We start from the raw sequence: 17,108 nt of genomic DNA on the forward strand, positions 1-17,108 counted from the left end.
GCCCAGTTCAACCTGGGTACCGCACCTGCGACGAGAGGGCCGGACTTCTCGCCAGCTCACGCACGGCTGCCGCTATCGGAGCGGGGACGTTCGACCAGTCGATGTCGACAAAGTGTCTGCGGAGCCGGGCCGCCGCCGCCCGCCCAGGCGCGTACTGGCGCAGTACCGGGTAATCAACGCCTCGCGCAAGGCATTGGTCCACCCCGGTTACAATTTCTTGATGAGACGGTACACATTCCCATGCCACCTGGGATGAATCCATGAGGGACTCCCATACCGGAAGATTCCGCGGATCCGCCAGCAGACTGTCTCTCACACCAAGCAATCGGCGAGCATAATCCTCGCCCAGAAACGCGGTCGTCATGAGGTAGCAGAAGCAGCATTTTGGACACCTGCCGCACCAAGGTTTTCCATAGTTGCACGAGTGTGTTCGGAGAAGAAGGTCCGGCCGGGTGGCGACTATACCGTAGATTGCATGGTCGTAAAGACCGCGCAGCGTGGAATCGAACCCCATGAACCAGTCGCAGCCGGTAAGTTCCGAGAACAGTCTCGATGATATCGACATGTATTCTCTGCTCTTGCACCACTGGTGGCTGATTTCCTCGCCCTCCCACACCACATGAGGGTCGTCTGCGGATCGCTCGATGTTGAACCAGACGCGATCATAGCCACCATGGAGGATGACCGGTATGTAACCGATGTAGCCGGCAGTGTGTCCGACGGCGAAGTCGGTCTGATAATGATCAGCTGTCACGCCGGCGTCAGTGAACTCGATGGCCGGTCTGCCGTAGAAGTCGTCACGGACGTACACGCGGACCACCTTGGTGTGCTGCGCCGACGCACTGGTCCTCAGGTTGTCCAGCAGACGACGCTGGAGTTCATGGTCACCGCCGACCGGCAAACAAGCCTCATATACATCGTGATCGATCCCGCTCCTGTCGAGGATCATCATTCCGGCCAAGGTGTCCTTGCCGCCGCCGTTGGTCAACAGGGCGCGGCCCCCGGTGCGCGACGTGCCGCCTCCCCCACGTACCTCCACCGAGGACGAACGCGTGGACGGGATCAACTCCGGCGCTCCACCGCGGTAGCGGATGCCGTTGCGGTAACGCCACTCACCGAACTGGCTCAGGAAACACCTGCGCCAGATTGAGCTGATCACGGCATCACAGGGCAGCCCAGGGGGCAGCACAAGCCGCTCACCGCCCAGTGCAAGAAACCGCATGGCGTCCCAGGCGATCAACGCGCTGACGAGCCGTAGAGCGTTCTCCTCTACGGGCATGACAGCAAATACGTCGGACCACGCCGGAATCGAGTCGTAAGAGATGACGGACGAAAAGGACAGATCACCCACATTCAAGCTGTACCGCAAGCTGGCGGGCGTGTCATCGAGCGCGAATTCACGCACCACTGCATCGTATTCCGGCCGAGCGGTGAGAGTGCGACTCGGAGCGGAAAGCGGTGGATTCGGTTTCGCGACCATGAATATGCTCCTCAAGGCTCCATTCTCACTGTAAAGGCACCACAATCGATTCACCACTCGAGTCTTCGACGAAGGAAAAGATCCTGAGGTGCAGGCTCGACGAGAGTCGCACTGGTATCGAAAAGGAATTCCGCGCCGAGCCGTGATCCAGTCCGGGGACGTCATCCCGGCACAGCCTGAGCCGAGCCCTATGCGCGGGGCTCCTTGCGGCGGGGCATCAGCAGGAAGGCCACCAGCGCCACAACGAGCGGCAGGAGGCTGACGATCAGCATGGTGAGCCGCAGTCCGGTGGCGAAGTCCAGCCCGAGGTCCAGTCCCGAAGCCTGACGGAGCAGGTTCGGGTCGTACACGGTGCTCCCCGGGCTCTGCGCCATCCCGCTGCGCACGGCATTCACGGCACTCTCGGCCCCGGCCACCGACAGCCCGCGTGACTTCGCGTCCGCCAGCCATCGCCGCTGGAAGAAGAAGTTGAGAAGCAGAAGGTAGACGGTGGGCCCGAACGCGGCGCCGGTCACCGCGAAGGCCATCTGAACGGAGGCGACCGTGCCCGAACGCCCGGGCGGCGCTTGGGAGAGGACCGTCTCGGACACCGATGTGGAAGTGACCACCGACCCGAGGTTGCACAGCCAAGTGGCCAGCACGAGCAGCCACACCGCCATCCCGGGGCCGGCGGTGCCCGCCAACAGCAGCCCGCTTGCCGCCATCACCAGCAGTCCGGTGACCATCACCGGCCGCGGGCTGTACTTCCCGACCAGGCGCCCGGCCAGGATCACGGCACCGGCGATCAGCAGCGTTCCCGGCAGGTACAGCAAGCCGATGGTCTCGGGGGACAGCGCCAGCACCGCGCTGCCGAACTGCCCGAGGACGATGCCGAGCCCGGCGATCAGGAAGTTCAGCGTGAGGGTCGCCGCCAGAGCCACGCTGAACGGTGCGCTGCTAAACAGCGCCAGATCCAGGGCGGGGTCGGGAGCGCGGCGGGCATGGAGCACGAAAAGCACGGCGACGACCGTGCTGATCACCAGCGGTCCCCACGTCTGGTACCGGGAGACGCCGTTCTGCGCCGCGGCGAGCCCGACGACGAGGGCCAGCAGGGCCACCCCGATCAGGGTGACACCGACCACGTCGAGACGACGGTGCTGCTGGACGGGCGACTCCGGGACGTACCGGGCGGTCAACCCGAGCGAGGCCAGGCACAGCAGTGGGGCGATCAGAAACAGGAATCGCCAGCCGACGGCCGCCACCACCCAACCGGTGAATGCGGGGATCACCCCGCAAAGGAGCACGTCGATGGCCATCAGGACACCGATGGCCACCGGCCGCTTCTCCGGCGCCACGGACACTTTCAGCAGGGCCAGCGGCACTCCCAGCAGGGCGGTCATCCCCAGTCCGGCCAGGAAGCGCATCGCCAGCAGGTAGCCGTAACCGGGCGAGAGCGTGGAGAGGAGGTCGACGACCGTGACCACCATCAGTCCCAGCATCAGCAGCCGCTTGAGCCCCACGGAGTCCCCGAGCCTGCCCGCGGCGAGGACGGAGGCGGCCATCACCAGCGTCGCCGCTCCGCCCAGCAGCCCGACGAGCTGCGGCGGCACGCGCAGGGCCCGGCTCACCTGCGGCAGATTCAGGCTGAACACCAGCGGGTCGACGACCGTGACCGTGAAAGCGAGGGCGAGTCCGAGGATGATCGGCAGGGGTGTCGCGTCGGTGCGTGACCCAACTGCCGACACCGCGACACCTCCCCTGCTCCCACGTCGTGCGCAGGTCGACGCTAGACCAGGCCACCGCGTGCCGTCGGGCTTCGCCGGGCCGACGCGCACAGAAGCCCAACGTTCGGGTCAGCCCGAGTCCGGGGCCGGCACTGGCCGCACCTCGCCCGGCTGCCCCATTACGTTTGCCAAGATCGCGCACGAAAGGTGACACTTCGACTACTGAGAGTCATGCTGCCGGGTGCTTCGGTGTCGGGCCGGAGTGCGCGGAGCCACGGCACGACCTGGCTGCGCAACATGGAGGGACGACTGTGGGCCACGTCGCGCCGAGGGTCTGGTATTCGTTGACGTGCGTGATGCTCATCGCCGCATCCGGGTGTGGCCGGCCCCAGACCGGCGCCAAATCGGGTGCAGCCGGTGATGCGATCACCGCGGGACTGGTCGCCGACCTGCAAAAGAGCGGATTTCAGGTCAATTCGGGGTACCCGTGGCTGTACACCCAGCAGGACTGCAAGGACTACACCTATCCACTGCTGAAGAACTGCCTCGCGAACAACCCCGCGGCCCCGTACGTGACGCCCGTCGTGAAGACCTGGCCGAACGAGTACGTAGACCCGGCAACGGTGAACGCTCTTGGCCGGACGCGGCCCGGCTACACCACGACCTACCGGCTCGATCCGCGGGACGCGGTCGTGATCTACGGGAAGATGCCTCCCCCGGGCCGTTACATGGGGCTGCAGACATGGGAATTCAGCCAGTGGGGGCAGTGGAAGGCCAGTGACTACCTCAAGTGGGAGCGCACGGCCGACCGGCCTGTCCCCATGCAGTACCTGTTCGACACGATCCCAGCCGACGGCCGGCGGTCGGGGCGGGTCCAGAGCGCGTCCGCACTCGGGGACACCGTCAACAACGTCGTCATGGAACGGCAATCCGGTTACTCCTTCGAGAAGAACCGGTACTTCGTCATCACCCCCAGCGCCACCACCGACCGCGCCGTACGCCAGGCCCTGCGGGCCCAGGGCGTTCCCGGCGAGGACATCTTCACCGAGCAGATTCCCGCCCGCGACAACCACGGCTCGCTCGGGCCGCTGGGCATGGGCAAGAACGCCATCGACTTCTTCACCGCGTTCCGGTACGCCGTTCCCGCCCCGGGCCAGGAGCAGGCTGCGGACAAGTGGCGCAAGAATCCTCCGCTGACGGTGATGCGCGTACGCGCCCCTGCCTCCCTGGGGCCGGTACAGCGCTACGGATCGCTGACCTTCGCGAAGCGAACGGCGAACAGCGAGGCTCACCTGGCAGGTGACCTGCGAAACCTGGTCAGAGCGGTGTGCGACCGTGTCGGCGGTACGGCGCATCTTCAGACCAGCGACTGCACGCAGCAGCAGCCGGCATCCCTCCTGATCCCCGACCTGGTGCGGGACTACGGGTGGACCGGGCCGTACTGCCGCGAGATCAACATGAACTGCCTGGGCGACCAGCAGGACGCGGCCTACTTCTTCGAACGGCCGCTCCCGCTCGATTCCGGACAGGTCTACGCGGTGGTCGACACCCTCGCCACCGAAACCGGCAACGCGACGTACACCGCTCTGTCCGTGAACGACGCTTCGTTGCTGGCGGGCGTGACGAACGTTCTGGACACCACCCTGAAAGGGTCCGCGGACGGCTATGCGAACACGGTCAAGAACAGCGGCAAATTCTTCGTGCACTACTTCGCCCGGGACTGCGCGGTGCTCCGGGGCCTGCCCGGCTGGCCGAAGAACTGCACCGAGATCACCACTCGGATGCTGCCGTCACACGTGAACACCACCGCGGAAGGTGACCCCGCTCTGCACGGCATGTTCATGGCCTCGTTGCGTGACTACATCAAGCCGGGAACCGCACGCGGGCCGGATTCCTCCAAGCTGCTGACACCGAGAATCCTCACGTTCACCCAGCCGGGGAAGTAGCTCACCGACCGTCGGGCACGACGCACCCCGAGAGGAAGTGCATCCCGGCCGCTGGTTCAGCCGGCGTTCCTCAGCCTGGCGATCGCTCGCCGCAGGGTTGCAGGCCCGTCGGCGTGTCCCGCTCGTCACCCCGGGCTCGTATTCAGGCCGTGCCGCCGAGCTGGAAGCGGGCCCGGACGATCAGATCGCGGGAGTCCCGCCACCCGAAGCCCTTCGGCTCGTCCTGGCGGCCCCGAGTCTGCCGGGTGGGTGTCTAGCGCAAGATCCGGAAAGTCACTAGCATGCGCACGATCCGGCCACAGTCGGGTCGGTCAGGCGATCTTCCCCGGAAGAGCGGGAGCACACCCCGGTGCAAGAGCCCCGTTCGTCTCTAGGAGGGAATGGTGTCGCAGTCCCGTAGGCTCTCGAGTCGCCCCACTGACCGGTTTCCATCGGCCACCCAGCACAGTGCGTGGCCCATCCGGTTGAGCGCCGTTGATCCCCCGGAGGGAAGCAGTTCACGCCACGGCAGGGAGATCTGGTGAAAGACGTCGGGCCGGTGCGTACCGCCGTACGAGAGGATGAGTCCGATCCCGGCGCCTTCCAGGCCAGCGCGAGCATCGTGCAGGCGGGCTTCTTCTGCTGGGAGATCGCCACGGGCGAGGTGAGCTGCGATCCGCTCACCCTCGCGCTGCACGGCATGCCCGAGAACGGCCCGTCGGACATCTCGAGCTTCCTGGCCGCGGTTCACGAGTCCGATCTGGCCGATGTGCGCAATGCCTTGGGCCTGATAGCGGAATCCTGCGGCAACTACCAGATCGAGTACCGGGTCACTTCCGACGACGACCGGAACCGGTCCCTGGAAGCCCGGGGCCGCGTCCTGCCCGGCCCCGACGGGCTGCCGGCCCGCATGGTCGGAGTGGTCATGGACACCACGGCCGTCCATGAACGCCACGAGGCGGAAAGGCGGCGGTTGTACGAGCGCGCCACCCGTGACCGCTGGATGCGGGAGCTGACCGCGGCCCTGGCCGCCGCGGTGACGGTCAAGGACATCATGGCCGCCGCACAGGCAGGACTGCGTACCTTCGGAGCGGACACGCTGGCGGTGATCGCCCCGGAGGGAAACCGCTTGACCGTCGTCGCCTCGTGCGCCGACGACGAGCAGGGCGAGGACTCCCTGCGAGTCCTCGACCCCACGGCCCGCACACTCGTGGAGGAGTCGCTCGACCGTGGGGCGCCCGTTCTCATCGGCTCCGCGGACGCGCTGATCACCGGTTATCCGCACCTGGCACCGCACGCACAGTCGGCCCCACAGGCGTGGGCGGTACTGCCGCTCACGGACTCGCGCGGCCGCGTCAGTTCCTGCCTTGTCGGTTTCCCCGAGCCGCAAGAATTCCTGCCCGAGGAACGGGCCCTCCTGGTCGCCGCCACGGGACTGCTCGCCCAGTCACTGGAGCGAGCCGGCATGTATGAGGCGGAACACGCACTCGCCACCGAGCTCCAGCGCGGCATGCTGCCGCGTGGGCCGCTCACGGTGCCGGGTGTGACCATCGCCGCCCGCTACCAAGCCGCCACCTCCGGCATGTGGATCGGTGGCGACTGGTACGACGCCATCAGCCTGCCCGACGGCGGCGTGGCTCTGGTCATAGGAGATGTGCAGGGACACAGCGTTCACGCCGCGTCTCTCATGGGGCGGCTGCGTACCGCCGTACACGCCTACGCGAACGAAGGACACACGCCCTCGGCCGTCCTGGAACGCACCAACCGCCTGCTGGCCGAACTGAACAACGACCCGGACAGGGCCCTGTTCGCCACATGCTGCTACATCGCACTCAACCCCTCCGACGGAACGCTCCGAGTGTGCCGGGCGGGCCATCCGGCCCCAGCGCTGATCACGCCCCGCAAACCGCCGCGCCTCCTGGAGGTCCCCGGCGGTCTGCCTCTGGGGATCGACCGGGAGCAGCGGTACCCGACCACCCGCCTGCGTATCGCTCCGGGCAGCGTGCTCGCACTGACCACCGACGGCCTGCTCGAGGCAGTGAACAAGGACATCGACCAGGGCATCGAGAGGTTTCTCCGGGGTCTGCGAGGGGCTCCCACGGCGGACCTGGAGACGGTTGTCGACGACCTCCTTGCCGGTACGCAGAAGACTCACGGCTTGGGCGACGACGTCGCTCTGCTCCTGGCTCGTCTGAACAGGCCCGGCCGCCACAGCTGACCCGGCCCTCAGCGGGCCTGTTCTCAACAGGCGTGGATCGTCGGGTACTTGTATTGGCGGCCAACCGAATCTGCCCGGTCTGCGACAAGCGACGCTCCCCGGGCGGGGCAATGAGGCCGAAGAAACGAGACCTTGGTCGAACGCCGTCGACAGGCAGGGTAATTTACGTCGGTGGCTGGGACTGCCTGGTCGTGCTCCATGCGGGCTTTGGCATGCCGCATCGGCAATGTCGCTGGATGTCGCGAAGGGCAGCGGATTACGGAGAAGCGAGCTGACGTATGGACAATTTCCGGATTCCGGACCTCTGCATACCCGTACCGGCAGCGCTGAATCCGGAACTCCAGGAGGCTGCTGCGGCGACTGAGGCGTGGCTGGACGAGTTCGGCCTGGTGCCCACCGAGGAGGCGCGTCGGCATGTGCAGCGCACTCGTGTCGACCGGCTCACCGCGTGGCTGTGCCCGAACGCTTCACAGGAGGCGCTGACGCTTATCACCCAGTGGAACGCGTGGCTCTTCCAGTTGGACGACCAGTTCGACGACGACCCGGTGCGGGGTTACCGGCCCGAGCAGTGGCGGGAGGCGTTCGGGCCGTTGTTCGCCGTGTTCGACGGAGATGTCACGGCTGGGCGGCTGGCGCGCTCCTTGGCCGATCTGTGGCGCCGCACGACGGATGTTCGTTCTTCCGTATGGCAGCGCCGATTCGTACCGCACCTTTTGTGGTATTTCGACAGCTACCGGGCGGATATGATCCATCGGGAGCAAGGGCGGGTACCCGGCCTGCAGCAATACCTCGCGCACCGCCGCGCCTCGTTCGCATTCGACGCCGTCCTCGACCTGATGGAGATCGGCACCGGTGTGGACCTGCCTGACCAACTGCATGCCAACCCGGCCTTCGCTGACATGCGAGAGGCAGTGATCTATGCGAATGCCTGCATCAACGATCTCTACTCGCTGCCCAAAGAGCTCGCCCATGACTATGCGTTCAACGCCGTCACGGTGATCTGCCATCATCACCGGTGCAGCCTCCAGGAAGCGGCGGAGCGAGTGGCCGCGATGCAGGCCGGATACGTCCAGCGCATCCTTGATCTCGAACAGGTCCTGCCCGGGCGGCTGACGCGTTCCGGCCTCGCCGACGACGTCGTCGACGACGCGCTGCGCTGTGTCAGGGACTTCAACGCGCTCACTTCCGGGAACGTCGCCTGGTCGAAGGAGACCGGGCGCTATGCGGAGATAGAAGCCAAGCCGACCTATCTGGCGGACTTGTTCATTCCGTAGGACCCTCGGCCATCGCCCAAGTGCGCCGCGGTCCCGCGACACGGCCGGTGTCCTCCTCCCCTGTGCGGCCGCGGCGAACCGGCCGACGGATATCCGTTCGCCCCGAGCGAGTAGCCGTCCTACGCTCGGCCCATGAACAGGCCACTCGTCGCCATCCTCAGTGGAGCAGGCATCTCCACCGATTCCGGGATCCCTGATTATCGTGGTCCGAACGGACTGTGGCGGCGTGACCCCGAGGCCGAGAAGCTCGTGACGTACGAGCACTACATGGGCGACCCCGAGATCCGCCGACGCTCCTGGCAGATGCGGCGAAAGAACCGCACCCTGAAGGCCGAGCCCAACGCCGCGCACCTCGCCGTCGCCGAGCTCGAGAAGTCCGGGATCCCGGTCCGGGTGATCACGCAGAACGTGGACGGGCTGCACCAGCTCGCCGGCATGCCCGCCCGCAAGGTGCTCGAGCTGCACGGCACCGCACGCAGCGTGGTGTGCACGAAGTGTCACGCACGGGGACCCATGGAGGACGCCCTCGCCCGCGTCGAGGCCGGCGAGGAGGACCCGCTCTGTCTGGGATGCGGCGGCATCCTCAAGTCCGCGACCGTCATGTTCGGCCAGCGGCTCGACCCCGTCGTCCTCGGCGAGGCACTCGCCATCACCAAGGCCTGCACCATCTTCATCGCCGTCGGCACCAGCCTCCAGGTACAGCCCGCCGCCGGGCTCGCAGGCGTCGCCGCCGACAACGGCGCACGACTCGTCATCGTCAACGCCGAGCCCACGCCGTACGACGACCGGGCCGACGAGGTGATCCACGAACCCATCGGCACGGCCCTACCGAAGCTTCTGCGCCGGCTGCGCTGCGAGAACGACTGAACGCCCCGGTGGCGTGGCTTTACGGACAACCTGGCACAACTGCACCCCGCTGGGCGGCATCTCCGGCTGCACCGGTTGACGGCTGGAACAGGGCCGTCCCCCGCTCGAAGTCCAGCAGGCGGCGCTTGCGGTCCAGGCCGCCGCCGTAGCCGGTGAGATCGCCGCCCGCTCCGATGACGCGGTGGCAGGGCACGATGATGCCGATCGGGTTCTTGCCGTTGGCGAGGCCGACCGCGCGGGACGCCCCGGGGTTGCCGAGGGCCTCGGCGAGTTCGCCGTAGGAGCGGGTCTCGCCGTACGGGATGCGGGTCAGCTGGTCCCAGACGCTGCGCTGGAACGGGGTGCCGTTCAGGCGGAGTTCGAGGGTGAACTCCGTCAACTCGCCCGCGAAGTAGGCCGCCAGCTGCTCCTCGGCCGCGGCGAAGGGGGTGTCGTCGAGGCTGCCGAAGGTCTCCTCCGGCGGCCGGTGGCGCTGGTCGGTCATGTAGAGGCCGCACAGGACGCCGTCGTCGGCGACGAGGGTGAGGGGGCCGTAGGGGCTGTCGGCGACGGTGTGCCGTCGCGTCTCGCTGAGGTCACTCATGTCGCTCATCTCGCGGAGATCCTTACACGGGCAGGAAGTTGATCGGGTGGCTGTCGGTCGCCCACAGGTACTGGACCGCGTAGGCCCGCCAGGGGCGCCAGGCCTCGGCCCGGGCGGTGAGCGCGGCCGGGGTGGCGGGCAGGCCCAACTCCCCGGCGGCGCGCCGGATTCCGAGGTCGGTGGCGAGGAAGGCGTCGGGGTCGCCGAGGGCACGCATGGCGATGACGTCGACCGTCCACGGCCCGAAGCCGGGCAGGTCGAGCAGGCGTGCGCGGGCTGCCGCCCAGTCGGACTCGACGCCCAGGTGGAGTGTGCCGTCGGCCAGTTGACGGACGAGGGTGGTGAAGGTGGTGCGCCGGGTGCGGGGCATGGCCAGGGTCTCGGGGTCCACGGCGGCCAGTGCCTCGGGGGACGGGAAGAGGTGGGTGAGTCCGCCCTCGGGGTCGTCCAGCGGCTTGCCGTGGGCGGTGACCAGGCGGGCCGCGTGGGTGCGAGCCGCGGCCGTGGAGACCTGCTGCCCGAGCACGGCCCGGACGGCGAACTCGGCCTCGTCGACCGTGCGCGGCACCCTGCGGCCCGGCGCCTTGTCGACCAGGGGCGCGAGGAACGGGTCCGTGCGCAGGTGGTCGTCGACCGCCACCGGATCGGCGTCCAGGTCGAGCATGCGCCGGCAGCGGCTGCTCGCCACGGTCAGGTCACGCAGGTCGCTGAGGGTGAGGCGGCAGGCGATGTGGTCGGGTTTCGGGGTGAGCGCGACGATTCCGTGTCCGTACGGCAGCCGCAGCGTGCGCCGGTAGGCGCCGTCCCGCCACTCCTCCACGCCCGGTACGGCCGTGGCGGCCAGGTGTCCGAAGAGGTTGTCGGGATTGAGCGGGGCCCGGAACGGCAGCCGCAGCACGAGCGTTCCGGGGGTGGCCGGGGCACTGGTCCGGTCCTTCGGCACCCTGGCGCGCAGCTCGCTCGGGGACAGGGCGAAGACTTCGCGGACGGTGTCGTTGAAGGTACGGATGGAGGAGAAGCCGGCCGCGAAGGCGATCTCCGCCATGGGCAGCGGGGTCGTCTCGACGAGGAGGCGGGCGGTCTGGGCGCGCTGGGCACGGGCCAGCGCGAGGGGGCCGGCGCCGAGCTCGGCGAGCAGTTGCCGCTCCACCTGTCGGGCGCTGTAGCCGAGCCGGGCGGCGAGCCCGGGCACGCCCTCGCGGTCCACCACCCCGTCCGCGATCAGCCGCATCGCCCGGGCCACCAGGTCGGCACGCCGGTTCCACTCCGGGGAGCCGGGGCTGGTGTCGGGGCGGCAGCGCTTGCAGGCCCGGAACCCGGCCTGCTGGCAGGCGGCCGCGCTCGGATAGAAGGTCATGTTCTCCGCCTTGGGCGGGACGACCGGGCAGCTGGGCCGGCAGTAGATGCGGGTGGTCAGGACGGCCGTGAAGAACCACCCGTCGAACCGCGCGTCCTTGGACTGCACGGCGCGCACGCAGTGCTCCCGGTCGAAGTGCGTCCCTGTCTGCATGCGTCCAGGATCGACCAGCGCGGGGGGCGTCCGCTGGCGAGAATCCGACACGTACCTGGGGCCGGCCAGGGATCCGGCGGCGTGCGGCCGGCCCTCGCGGCAGGCGTGGCGTTCCGGGCTTCAGGGGCAGACGTAGGTGAAGCTCGCCTTGGCCTCCATCGGGGTCCGCCGGTGCGCGATCCGCAGCCGGGCGGTGCCCTGGAAGCGGCCGGGACCGCGGACCGTCCAGCGCAGGTGCACCCGGAACCGGCGCTCTCCGCGGTGCGCGGTGCGGACCAGCTCGCCCGAGTCCTGGCCGTCCCCGCGCAGCCACCGGTACGTGACGGGTCCGCCGTGTCCGTCGGTGGTGACGACACCGGCCAGATCGGCCGTCTGCCCGCAGTGCAGCGTCCCTGCGGGGGCCTGGACCCGGACGGCGACGACCTCGGGGGCGGGGGCCGGGCGCAACAGGAGCCAGAGCAGGACGGCGGCGATCGCCACGGCTGCGGTGCTGATGACCCAGCCCCGGCGTCTGCGGCGCGGCCGCTGCCGCGCGGGTACGGCGGCTTCGGCACGCCACCGGGCTCGCAGCACGTCCTGCTCGTCGGCGGGCACCCCGGGCCCGAACCGGAGCAGGATCTCGCCGGAGTCCTCCCCGACGGGTACCGGGTGCGAGGTGACGCGGTGGCGCTTGCCGAGGACGGTGGCCTGGGTGTCCGGGGCGGTGGAGCGGTGGGCGCGGCCGGGGGTGGTGAGCTGGTCGACGGCTGCTGAGGCCGTGAGCTCCGCTGCGGCTGCTGAAGCCGTGAGCTGGCCGGCGGCTACCGAGAGGTGAGGTGCGGTGGCTCGATGGTCCGGGGTCGTCGTGTCGGGTGTGGGGGCGGGGGCGGGGGGCTCGGCGGCGGCCGGACGTGAAACGGGGGGCGGTGTGAGCGTCGGGTGTCGGTCCTCCGGCGGAGCCGGGCTCTCGGGGGCCGCTGGAGTCGGGGGCGGGGGTGGTGTGGTCGGTGGGGCGTACCGCGGAGTCGCCGCTGCCGCCGCCGCGCGCAGTGCCGTACGGCGCAGGAAGTCCGCCGGGAGTGCCGCGCGCCCGGTCACGAGCGCGGCGCGGGCCGCCGCGAGGCCCTCGGACTCGGCGGTGGTGGCGCAGTGGGCGAACAAGTCCGCCGCGGGGGTTCCGGTCTGGGTCCAGGCGGCGCCGAGGGTGCGGGCCAGGGCGGCCCAGGCCGCGGTGTCGGCTGCCCGGCGGTCCGAGCGCGGAAGATCACCCGGCACCGGTACGACCGCCCCGCCGGTCTCCGCCGCCGGAGGCTCGGCGTGCGGCGCGTCGCCCAGCGCCGTGCTCAGACCCGCCTCGGCCAGCAGGGCCACGCCGTCGGGCGCGAGGACCACGGTGTCCGGGCGGAGCGAGCCGTGCGCCAGGCCTGCCGTGTGCAGGGCCAGCAGGGTCTGTGCGGTCTCGTTGAGGATGCTCGCCACGCTGCCCGCGTCCGGGCGGGGGCCGTCGGCGGACAGGACGTCGGCGAGCGCGGGGGCCGGCGGCCGGGCCGTGAGCAGCCACACCTCTCCGGCCTCGGCCACGAGATCGACCGTGCCGAGCAGTCCGGGCAGCCGGAGCTTCGCCGTGGCGAGCACCACGGCCGCCAGGCGCTCGCGCGTACCCTGCGGCCCGAGCAGGGCCGGGTCGATGCGCAGCGCCCCGAGCACGGCCTCGCCGGAACCGTCCGGGCGCAGGGCGTGCCAGGTGCCGAAGCGCGTGTCCCGTGACCAGCCGGACAGGGGCCGGCCGGCCACTGTGGTGGCTGTCGTCATGTCATTCCGTTTCTCGTCGGGCGGTGTTCAGCACGGCGGTGCGTCCAGGGAGGCCGTCTGGGGGCCGCCGGCGGCCGCCGGGTCGCTGCTGAGCGTGACGTCCCAGCTCCCCCGGCAGGGGTGGTTGGAGAAGTCCGCCTCGAAGGTCAGGTCGTACCGGGTGCTCCCGGACAGGGGCTGGGACTGGGAGCCGTACGGGTCGGCGGGGGTGTCGACGTAGTAGTTCGCGGTGACGGTCAGTGGACCGGTGCCCGTCGTCTCGACGGTCACCGCCGCGACGAGCGTGCCCGGTCTCTGCCCGCGCTGCCACGAGCCGATGGCGATGGTGATGGTGCCGGGCGTGGCCGCGCTGGGGGCCGCCGTGGCCGGGGGCCCGGCCGGTGCGGTCGGCTCCGTGGACGGAGTGGGCGAGGACGACGTGCTGCCCGAGGGGGCGGCCGAGGGTGCGGTGTCGGCCGTGGGCGGGAGGCTGCCCGGCGAAGTGGACGGGGAGGGGGAGGGGGAAGTGCCTGGTGCCGCAGGCGGGTCGACCGGGGTCGGGGTCGAACTCGCGACCGTCGTCGACGTCTCGTGCGGGTGGCCCGTCGCATAGGTCGCTCCGCCCGCGACGACCGCCAGCGCGGCCACCCCGCCGGTCGCCGCCTTCCATCCCCCGCGCTTCAGCCGGCCGAGCAGCGTGAGTGCGGTGGCCGAGCCGTCGAGCGTCGCTGTCGTCATGAACGGGAACAACAGGGCCAGCAGCGCGGCAAGTTCGGCGAGCCGGCGGCGGCCGCGCTCCTCCCAGTCGGCGCCGTACCCCTCGGTGGCGGCCCGTTCCAGGTCGGCGAGGAAGGACTCGACGCCGGGCCGGTCCGCCGGGTCCTTCGCCAGGCCCGCGCGCAGCAGCCCCCGTACCGGTGCGGGTACGTCGTCCAGCGGGGCCGGTGCGCGCAGGTGCTGCAGGCGCAGTGCGGTCAGGTCGTCGGCGGGGAACGGCCGCCGTCCGGTCAGGCACTCGAAGAACACCACGGCGGCCGCGTAGACGTCGGCGGCCGGGCCGGCCGGCTCGCCGTCCCACTGTTCGGGTGCCATGTAGGCGGGCGTGCCGGCGGCCTCGGTCTCCCGGCCGCCGCGCACGGCGATGCCGAAGTCGGCCAGCGCGCTGGTGCCGTCGGCGCGGACCAGGACGTTCTCCGGCTTGTAGTCGCGGTGCACCACTCCGGCAGTGTGGGCCGCGCCCAGCCCGAGCAGGGAGCCCTTGAGCAGGACGAGCGCGGCCTCGGGGCCGGTCGCCCCGTGCCGGCGCAGCACGTGGCGCAGGCTGACTCCGTCGACCGCCTCCATCACGATGGCGGCACCGGCACGTGCCTCGACGTACTCGTACAGCCGCACCACGCACGGGTGCCGCAGCTCGCCGAGCAGCCGGGCCTCGGACCGGAAGCGGGCCAGGAACTCGCGGTCCACGCGCAGGCGTTCGCCCAGGTACTTGACCGCGACGGGCACGCCGGTCGCGGTGTGCCGGGCGAGGACGACCCGGCCGCCGGCTCCCTCGCCGAGCGTGCGGACGGTCTCGTAGCCGGGTACGGCCCAGGCGGCGTCGTCGGTCATGCCGTCCCCTCCACGGGCGTGGCGATCCCGGCGCCCTGCGGTACGTCCTTCGCGTCCCGCCGGCGCCGTACCCGGCGCAGCACCCAGCGCACGGGGGCGGCCCAGACCGGGAAGGCGACCAGGGCGACCACGGCCGCCTCGATCACCGTGGTCCACGGCTCGGCCAGTCGGCCTTCCAGCAGGTCGCCGATCCGGGAACGCCAGGCCAGCAGGGCGAGGGCGAGGAAGCCGTAGGTGCCCACGACGACCGCGAGGCCGTAGGCGGCCATGCCCGCCTGGCGCGGCCCCGGCCGGTTGCCCGCGCGCAGGTCGCGCCACAGGCCCGTGCGGAAGTAGGCGCTCGCCTCCTCACGCAGCCGGGGCACCCGCAGCGCGTCGGTCAGCGCCTGGTAACCGTCCAGCGGCATCAGCGGGTTGAAGTTGTACAGGGTATTCAGGTAGAGGCCGAAGGCCAGGTGGTAGAGGACCGCCGAGGCGGGTCCGGCGGGCAGCAGGGCCGCGCCCGTGGCGCACCAGCCGGCCAGCGCCGCCGTGGACAGCGGCCCGGACAGGGCCACCACGACCCGGGACCAGCGGGAGCCGAACCACATGTCGCTGGTGTCCACGAACGCGAACGGCATGCCCATCATCAGCAGGAATCCACCACGCCGTACCTTGCGGCCGTACGACTTCACGGCCAGCGCGTGCGTCAGCTCGTGGACCAGCAGCGCGGTGACGTACCCGGCGGCCAGCAGGACCGGGCCCCACACGCCCGCCCCGGCGAAGTCCAGCAGGTGGTGCCGACCCTGGGCGGCGAAGAACGCCACCAGGCCGCCGGCCACCGACAGCCAGGCGAGCAGCACCCCGGTCCGGGTGAACAGCCGCCAGCCGAAGCCCTGGTAGAGCCGGGTCACCAGCCCGTCGAGGCCGGGAACGGACACCTCCAGCTTGAGCAGCGCCCGGTAGACCGCGCCCGCCGCCCGGCGCCAGCCCTTCGGCCGCTCCTCCTCCGGCCGGCCGGGCAGACCGCGCAGCAGGCCCGCGCCCGCGAACGCGGCCAGCGCGGACTCGATGCGGGGCAGGGCGAGTTCGCCGTAGCGCTCGGCGTAGGCGAACAGCAGGTCCCGTACGGTGTTCTCGCCGTCGACGGCGTGCCACAGGAAGACCTGGCGCTCGTCCAGTTCCAGATAGCGGCCGGTGCGGGTGGAGCTGAGCACCCAGCGGGGTGCGCCGCGTTCGGTGGGGATCTGCTTGAGGGCCCAGCCGGAGCGGCGGCGCGGGCGCGCGGTGAGCGGGCCGCCCGCCTCCGGGGCCTCCTCCTGTCCGGCGGTGGGCAGTTGGGTCAGCTGGGTGCCGACGACCATCGTGCGGGAGCCGATCCGGGCGTCGCGGGGCTGCTCGAACACCAGGCGTACGTCGCCCACGGACAGCTCGGTGCCGTCGGCGAGCCGGGCCGCGCCGCCGTGCAGGTCGACGCCGGCGACCGCGGTGCCGTTGAAGGAGTCCAGATCCTCGATCCGGAAGCCCTCGGCGGTGCGGACGACACGGGCGTGGCGGCGCGAGACGCTGCCGTCGGACAGGGCCACGTCGTTGTCCTCGCCCCGGCCGAGCGTGGTGACCGGGCGGGTCAGCGGGACGAGCAGCGTGGGGTCGTCGAGGCCGCGCAGCTGGGGCGCGGCGTACGAGGTCGGCGCGGCACCCCGGCGCGGGGTGCCGCAGTGCAGGCAGTACGGGAAGTCGCGTCGCACGTGGACGCGGCAGACATGGCAGAGCATGCGGTGGCTCAGCCTCCGCCGGAACCGCTGAGGAACGTGCCGCCGTTGAAGCCGCCGTCCGCGTCGGGGGCGGAGGGCGACAGGTGGGTGGCGATGTCGCCGGTGCCGGGCAGGTCTATGCCGCCGCGCACGGTCGTCCCGGCCCGGCCGAGAGTGCCTTCGCGGCCACCGCCACCACTCGGACGGTTGCCGTTCTCCGGATCGCCACCGCCCTCACCGCCGCCACCACCCTCGCCACCACCATGCCCACCGCCACCACTGGGACGATCGGTGTTCTCCGGATCACCACCACCCTCACCGCCACCACCACCGCCGTCACCGCCACCATGCCCACCGCCACCACTGGGACGATCGGTGTTCTCCGGATCACCACCACCCTCACCGCCACCACCACCGCCGTCACCGCCACCATGCCC

12 protein-coding genes are annotated in these 17,108 nt (G+C 70.4%); 5 read left to right on the plus strand and 7 right to left on the minus strand.

Annotated features, from left to right (window positions below; genetic code table 11):
* Positions 1–7: 7 nt before the first annotated feature.
* Complete coding sequence (locus tag ACWC5O_RS24825) at positions 8–1,405, minus strand: hypothetical protein (protein ID WP_450583004.1); 1,398 nt, start codon at positions 1,403–1,405, stop codon at positions 8–10.
* Positions 1,406–1,668: 263 nt separating this feature from the next.
* Positions 1,669–3,204, minus strand: a complete 1,536-nt coding sequence (locus ACWC5O_RS24830; RefSeq protein WP_450583003.1) for an MFS transporter — start codon at positions 3,202–3,204, stop codon at positions 1,669–1,671.
* 332 nt (positions 3,205–3,536) lie between these two features.
* Here ACWC5O_RS24830 and ACWC5O_RS24835 point away from each other — a divergent pair, with 332 nt between their 5' ends.
* The 4 genes from ACWC5O_RS24835 (at position 3,537) to ACWC5O_RS24850 (ending at position 9,467) form a co-directional block, all read left to right on the plus strand.
* Complete coding sequence (locus tag ACWC5O_RS24835; RefSeq protein WP_450583001.1) at positions 3,537–5,129, plus strand: hypothetical protein; 1,593 nt, start codon at positions 3,537–3,539, stop codon at positions 5,127–5,129.
* A gap of 520 nt (positions 5,130–5,649) precedes the next feature.
* On the plus strand, positions 5,650–7,326 hold the full coding sequence (locus ACWC5O_RS24840) for a SpoIIE family protein phosphatase (protein ID WP_450582999.1): 1,677 nt from the start codon (positions 5,650–5,652) through the stop codon (positions 7,324–7,326).
* Between the two features lie 278 nt (positions 7,327–7,604).
* Positions 7,605–8,600, plus strand: a complete 996-nt coding sequence (locus ACWC5O_RS24845; protein ID WP_450582997.1) for a terpene synthase family protein — start codon at positions 7,605–7,607, stop codon at positions 8,598–8,600.
* A gap of 132 nt (positions 8,601–8,732) precedes the next feature.
* The gene (locus ACWC5O_RS24850; protein ID WP_450582995.1) at positions 8,733–9,467 is read left to right on the plus strand and encodes an SIR2 family NAD-dependent protein deacylase; all 735 of its coding nucleotides are present in this window, start codon (positions 8,733–8,735) and stop codon (positions 9,465–9,467) included.
* 19 nt (positions 9,468–9,486) lie between these two features.
* Here ACWC5O_RS24850 and ACWC5O_RS24855 read toward each other — a convergent pair whose 3' ends face one another.
* From ACWC5O_RS24855 to ACWC5O_RS24875, 5 genes are all read right to left on the minus strand, one after another.
* Positions 9,487–10,059 carry a methylated-DNA--[protein]-cysteine S-methyltransferase gene (locus tag ACWC5O_RS24855; protein WP_450582994.1) on the minus strand — a complete coding sequence of 191 codons (573 nt, stop codon included), beginning with the start codon at positions 10,057–10,059 and terminating at the stop codon, positions 9,487–9,489.
* Positions 10,060–10,072: 13 nt separating this feature from the next.
* On the minus strand, positions 10,073–11,560 hold the full coding sequence (locus ACWC5O_RS24860; RefSeq protein ID WP_450582992.1) for an AlkA N-terminal domain-containing protein: 1,488 nt from the start codon (positions 11,558–11,560) through the stop codon (positions 10,073–10,075).
* 120 nt (positions 11,561–11,680) lie between these two features.
* Positions 11,681–13,351 (minus strand): hypothetical protein, encoded by a 1,671-nt coding sequence (locus ACWC5O_RS24865; protein ID WP_450582990.1) that lies wholly within the window; start codon positions 13,349–13,351, stop codon positions 11,681–11,683.
* A gap of 27 nt (positions 13,352–13,378) precedes the next feature.
* A complete protein-coding gene (locus tag ACWC5O_RS24870; protein WP_450582988.1) occupies positions 13,379–14,938 on the minus strand; it encodes a serine/threonine-protein kinase in 1,560 nt (519 codons plus the stop codon).
* Positions 14,935–16,665 carry an FHA domain-containing protein gene (locus tag ACWC5O_RS24875; protein WP_450582986.1) on the minus strand — a complete coding sequence of 577 codons (1,731 nt, stop codon included), beginning with the start codon at positions 16,663–16,665 and terminating at the stop codon, positions 14,935–14,937. Before ACWC5O_RS24875 ends, ACWC5O_RS24870 begins: the two co-directional genes overlap by 4 nt.
* Positions 16,666–16,775: 110 nt before the next feature.
* Here ACWC5O_RS24875 and ACWC5O_RS24880 point away from each other — a divergent pair.
* On the plus strand, positions 16,776–17,108 hold a 333-nt coding region (locus ACWC5O_RS24880), incomplete at its 3' end, for a hypothetical protein (protein ID WP_450781068.1).

This window comes from Streptomyces sp. NPDC001450, from assembly GCF_053597295.1.